The organism is Inquilinus sp. CA228, assembly GCF_052078665.1.
Lineage (GTDB): Bacteria > Pseudomonadota > Alphaproteobacteria > DSM-16000 > Inquilinaceae > Inquilinus.
The window spans coordinates 1-2,868 of the sequence record NZ_JBQJIK010000167.1 but is presented as its reverse complement, the minus strand read 5'-3'; the positions used below and the strand labels follow the sequence as shown (position 1 = coordinate 2,868).

Sequence of the window (2,868 nt, the reverse complement as noted above, 5' to 3'; positions counted from 1 at the left end):
ACAGCACCGAAACACCGTCGAACCCCAGCCAGCCGCTCCCGCGGCCCTGGCCGTGCGACCTCCTCAATAACCCCGGCTATCCCGCGGCAACCTCCTCCTCCCCCCGGCCAAGTGTGAGATATCCAGGCTAAGCCGCTCGCGCCGCCTTCTGGAACCGTGCCGGGGTGACGCCATAGGCGCCCTTGAAGCGGCGGGTCAGATGCGCCTGGTCGGTGAAGCCGGTGGCCGCCGCCACCTGGGCCGGGGCCTCGCCCGCCGCCAGCATCCGCTTGGCCTGTTCCAGCCGGATCCAGCGCAGATAGGTCGCCGGCGCCGCGCCGTAGCGGCGGGTGAAGGCGCGGGACATGTGAAAACGGCTCAACCCCGCTACGGCGGCGAGGTCGTCGGCGGTGACGTCGTCGCCGAGACGGGCGTGCAGATGGTCGCGCACCCGCGCCAGCGCCGCATCGGCGGGCCGGGACAGCTCGGGCGCCGGTGCCCCGGCCTGGCGCTGGGCCAGCCCGACCACCATCGCCGCCAGCGCCTCGGACCGCGCCAACGTCGTCCCCGGCTCGGCGAAGGCGTCGACGGTGCGGGCGATCAGCCGCGCGAGGACCGGGTCCTCGGACAGGATGTTGGGAAAGGCCAACGCCCAGGGCGGGCGGATACCGGCATCGTCGAGCACGGCCGCGACCGTCTCCGGTGCGACGTAGAGCATCCGGTACAGGAAGCCCTCGGCGTCGGTGGCGTGGCCGTCATGGATCTCGGCCGGGTTGAAGGTGATGACCGATCCCGGCCGGGTGCGGTGTGTGCCGCCGCGGCAGTGGAAGCTCTGCGATCCCGCCTCGGTCAGGCCGATGGCGTAGGTCTCGTGCGCGTGCCGCTCGTAGCAATGGGCGGTGAAATGGGCGCGGAACCGCTCGACGCCGAAGCGCCGGTCCAGCCCCACCGTGACCCATTCACCGCTGTCCATGGCTACATCTTAGGCCGCGCCCGGGGGCGCCGCCACAGCACGATCGTACAAGCCGGGCGGCGGGCCCGCCCCTAATGTTCCCCGATCACCAGGAGGACATATGCGGTTCGACACCAAGATCGCCGTCGCCCTGCGCGAGGATCTGCCGGTGTGGCAGAAGCTGAACGTCACCGCCTTCACCGTCGCCGGCCTCGCCGGTACCCGGCCGGAACTGATCGGCGAACCCTACCAGGACGGGTCGGGCAACCTGTACCTGCCGATGTTCCGCCAGCCGGTGCTGGTCTTCGCCGGCTCGGCCGAGGCGCTGAAGGCGGCGCATGCGAGGGCGCTGGCCCGCAACCTGCGGATCGCGATCTACACCGCCGACCTCTTCGCCACCGGCTATGACGAGGCCAACCGCGCCGCGGTCAAGGCCGTGCCGGGCGAGGCGCTGGACCTGGTCGGCTTCGCCATGCATGAGGACCGCAAGGATGTCGACCGCGTGCTGAAGGGCCTGTCGCTGCACCCGTGACCTAATCCTCCCCGGCCGCATCCGCCGGCGTGCCGAGGCTGGAGACGCGGGCGTCGAGCTTGCGCAGCAGGCGGCGCAGCACCTCGCGCTCGCCCAGTTCGAAGGCGGCCATCAGCTCGGCCTCGATCTCCTGCGCCAGCGGCACGATGGCGTCATAGACCCGGCGGCCGGCGGCGGTGAAGTCGAGCTGGATCAGCCGCTGGTCGGCCGGGTGGGTGCCGCGGCTGAGATAGCCGGCCGCGATCAGCCGGCTGACCGCCCGGCTGACCTTGGCCTTGTCCATCGCCGTGCGCTCGCAGATCTGGTTCGACGACAAGGGCGCGTAACGGCCGACCATCGCCATCACCCGCCATTCCGGGATGCTGAGCCCGAAGGCATCGGCATAGCGCCGGGCGAAGGTGCGGCTGACCCGGTTGCTGACCACCGACAGCTCATAGGGCAGGAACGCCTCGAGATCGAACTCCGCCCGCACCGCCTGGTCCCGCATCGCCGGCCTCCCCGCCCGCTTGACATTCGTTTCATATGAAACAAGATTGGCTTCCGTTCAAGTCAGCCGCCCGCCGCGTGGAAGCGCGCGGCCGACGGAATGTCCGACCATACGCGAGGGCGCGGCCGCGGCAAGTCCGGCGCACCGCAGATGGCCGGATCAAGCGACCAAAGGACGAAGGGAGGATCCATGACCACCACGATCGCGGAGCGCGTCACCCGCGCTCTGAGACATGCCCGAGATATCCGCCGCCGTCTGGATTCAGCTCAAACAGAACGCCACCATGTCGGGCCAGAATGTCCGCATGCTCTCTTGATAGTGACAACTCAAACTTGATCAATCGGATAGGGCTCTCTCTTCCGACCAATCGAGAAAACACCTCGATTGAGTAATCACCAGGAATAAACTCATAGTCTGGTTGATGCACTGATAGAATAAAGTGGTGATTTGCGGCGATACCGGTCTGCCCGACATATAGCCCGCTGCCGGGCGCAAGCTGATTGGTCTCACCATATCCCCAGAAGCTGAAAACCTGTTCGCTTCCCTCATGCTGCAGCTTGGCAAACATTGCCTCTATTACCTGGCCGCGAACCGCCGTGCTGTATAGAAGGGTTCGAAGAAAAATTTTCGCGGTCGGCTTCGGAACCGCATCGAAGCCAAAGAATGCGAGGCTCGGCTTTGTCATGGCGAGGCGCCCACGCCGAAACAGCGTCAGCCACGCCGTTACGCCCGAAATAGACAAAGAAAATATCGACATTATCAGAGACACAACGACTTCCACCGACATTTAGATCATCCTCATTTCAATAGAATACACAAATTTATTAACTTGATGTCATATCATTATAATCTGTCATTGCCGGGCTTGACCCGGGCATCCAGAAGATGTCGAGATCCTCTGGATGCCCGGGTCAAGCC

General features: G+C 65.8%; 4 protein-coding genes. 1 reads left to right on the top strand and 3 read right to left on the bottom strand.

What is annotated here, in order from left to right; all coding sequences use genetic code 11:
* Positions 1-127 precede the first annotated feature (127 nt).
* Entirely contained in the window at positions 128-952 is an 825-nt protein-coding gene (locus tag ACTOWL_RS37720) for an AraC family ligand binding domain-containing protein (protein ID WP_441326439.1), read from the bottom strand.
* A gap of 100 nt (positions 953-1,052) precedes the next feature.
* Here ACTOWL_RS37720 and ACTOWL_RS37715 point away from each other — a divergent pair, with 100 nt between their 5' ends.
* On the top strand, positions 1,053-1,463 hold the full coding sequence (locus tag ACTOWL_RS37715; protein WP_441326438.1) for a DUF2000 family protein: 411 nt from the start codon (positions 1,053-1,055) through the stop codon (positions 1,461-1,463).
* Between the two features lies 1 nt (position 1,464).
* Here the strand turns inward: ACTOWL_RS37715 and ACTOWL_RS37710 are convergent, their stop codons facing one another.
* Positions 1,465-1,950, bottom strand: a complete 486-nt coding sequence (locus ACTOWL_RS37710; protein ID WP_441326437.1) for a MarR family winged helix-turn-helix transcriptional regulator — start codon at positions 1,948-1,950, stop codon at positions 1,465-1,467.
* 214 nt (positions 1,951-2,164) lie between these two features.
* Positions 2,165-2,737 (bottom strand): hypothetical protein, encoded by a 573-nt coding sequence (locus ACTOWL_RS37705; protein ID WP_441326436.1) that lies wholly within the window; start codon positions 2,735-2,737, stop codon positions 2,165-2,167.
* Positions 2,738-2,868: the final 131 nt, after the last annotated feature.

Coding starts and splice junctions, on each gene's coding strand:
- ACTOWL_RS37720 (WP_441326439.1), bottom strand. CDS start 952: ATGGACAGCGGTGAATGGGTCACGGTGGGGCTGGACCGGCGCTTCGGC.
- ACTOWL_RS37715 (WP_441326438.1), top strand. CDS start 1,053: ATGCGGTTCGACACCAAGATCGCCGTCGCCCTGCGCGAGGATCTGCCG.
- ACTOWL_RS37710 (WP_441326437.1), bottom strand. CDS start 1,950: ATGCGGGACCAGGCGGTGCGGGCGGAGTTCGATCTCGAGGCGTTCCTG.
- ACTOWL_RS37705 (WP_441326436.1), bottom strand. CDS start 2,737: ATGTCGGTGGAAGTCGTTGTGTCTCTGATAATGTCGATATTTTCTTTG.